The 2,166-nt window shown below is 32.1% G+C and carries 1 protein-coding gene; it reads right to left on the bottom strand.

Features of this window, described 5'->3' with window-relative positions; translation table 11 throughout:
• Window positions 1-1,897: SpaA isopeptide-forming pilin-related protein (locus ACQV18_RS09300; RefSeq protein WP_428893006.1), on the bottom strand; the 1,897-nt coding region annotated here is incomplete at its 3' end.
• Between the last annotated feature and the right edge of the window lie 269 nt (window positions 1,898-2,166).

Genomic DNA, 2,166 nt, shown 5'->3' with positions numbered 1-2,166 from the left:
TGGTTACTTCACTGGTTTCAACAGTTGTTGGTTCTTCGGTCGTCTCCACTGTAGTAGTCGCTTCACTAGTTTCAACAGTTGTTGGTTCTTCGGTCGTCTCCACTGTAGTAGTCGCTTCAAGTGAATTTGAAATGACCAAATCACGCGGTGTAAATTTAGGCGCGATTGCACTCGCTCCAGAAGGCACTTGATTTAATGTCCAACCATGTCCAGTGGTGATTCCCATATCTGAAATCTGGTCTGAATTGACCCATAAAGCCATCGCTTTATATTGTGCCATATTCTCTTCTGAGGCCTTCAGACGTATGTCAATTAAATAGCCAATTCCTTTTTTAAAATCATCTTCCGTAAAACGAATTCGCATTAAATCATTCAATTCTCGATAATAGCCTCTGTTTGTTCCATCATTTTCAATAAAATACGTTTCAAAATTAGACGTTACATCTTCTAAATTCGTTGTTTCCATTCCATAACTTGGTACAAATTGATTAGGATAAACTTTATAAATAGTAATTGGAGAATTTTCCGTAACGTATGAGCTCGTTACACCATTAATCGCTCCTCCAAATAAATCTAAATAGCCATTGGTGTAAATTTCTTGATTTGCAGGGTTCAGATAAATCCTATAATCAATAAAGTCTTCATCTTCATTCAATTCTTTAATAACTGTACCAATCGATGGAGTGTAACTATCACCATCCACATAATAATTTCCATAATCTGGTCTTCTTAAATCATAGATAATATTAAAGGGTTCAGAAACCATTTCAGTAGTACCTATGTGATTAGTAAACGTTAGATCGTCTTTATTATACTTCACTTTCTCTCTATCAATTCCGACAATACCTAAATTTATCTTAGCATTTTCTACTGTCTTGCCTTCGGGGGATACAATGTTGGTAAAACTATATCTAAAAGTATTAAAAGCAGCTAAATAATCAACTGTTGCTAAAATATCTTGTGTTCCTTCTAATAATAAATCAGGAGCCTTTACACTATTAGGAGAGATATAACCAAATTTTAAGTTATCATCTAAAACTAAATCAAAATAATCTCCCGGCTTAACAGGGTGATTAATATTAAATCTAATACTCGTTTTAAAATGATCAGTCGGGGCATTCGGATAAATATCCTTTTTAGAAACTGCATAGTCTCCCCGTTCAGGATTACTTGTTGAATACATTTCTAAGAATTTCTCAAAAGAAAAGTCGACATTCTCAATCAATGAATTAATATTTCTTGGCGCTTCGTTACCAATAATAACATTGTTTTGATCATCAAAGGTTAAATAATATTTCTGCTTATTAAGAGCATAGTTATACGGTGCTTCTATTTCAGATAATACATAATATCTTTTCTTTAAATTTTCGAACGATACTTTACCTTCTTCATCCGATACAGCTTTTATAATATTACCTGCTAAATCTTGCAAGGCAAAGACTGCTCCTTGTAGAGGTTCTCCAAATTCGTCCGTTTTATGGAAAACGAAAGTTGCTGGCATGATAATGCTATCATGAATAATTTTTTCTTTTTCTAAATCGCCAAAAACAGATGTTTCCTCAGAAGGTTCTTGGGAAGTCTCTGTGGCATCCTTTATCGATGTATTTAATTCAGTAGAAGATGAATATAATTTGGATACTTCTTCTACTTGCTCTGTTGCAGATGTAACTTCTTGCGCAACAGTTGTTTCTTCACCCTCACTCTTTGTTGTAGAAGCAAGTTCGTCTTTGTTTAAAATTTGCTTGCTTTGATTACTATTGTCAGAACTGCTGACAGAATCCTCACTCGTCGAAACTTCCTGAGCTTCAATAGTGGAACCACTATTAACTAGTGGACTAAAAAGATTTAATACTAAAAATAAAACCATAAAAATAGTTAAAATTTTTCGATCTTTCATCAAAAATTCTCCTCTCTTTTATTGAAATTAATTAACGCCTAATAACGAAAATATACAAAAATTTATTTAACCAAGATTTATAAATTGTAATGTTTTTAATTCATTAAAAAACTAATATACTGTTTGAATATTTTTTTAAATTATCACCTTCTAACCATATAACATTCTAACATTGTTATCATTTTTTAACAATTACTTTGATACAATTAAAAAATGTTAAACGTAAATGATAATGTCTCAAGAGAACACAAATCAAAATGTCCCACTAT

Origin of the sequence: Facklamia sp. P9177 (assembly GCF_050409585.1) — a bacterium.
Taxonomy (GTDB): Bacteria; Bacillota; Bacilli; order Lactobacillales; family Aerococcaceae; genus Facklamia.
Note: the sequence above shows the minus strand (reverse complement) of the source record. Positions and strands in the feature narration are given on the sequence as shown.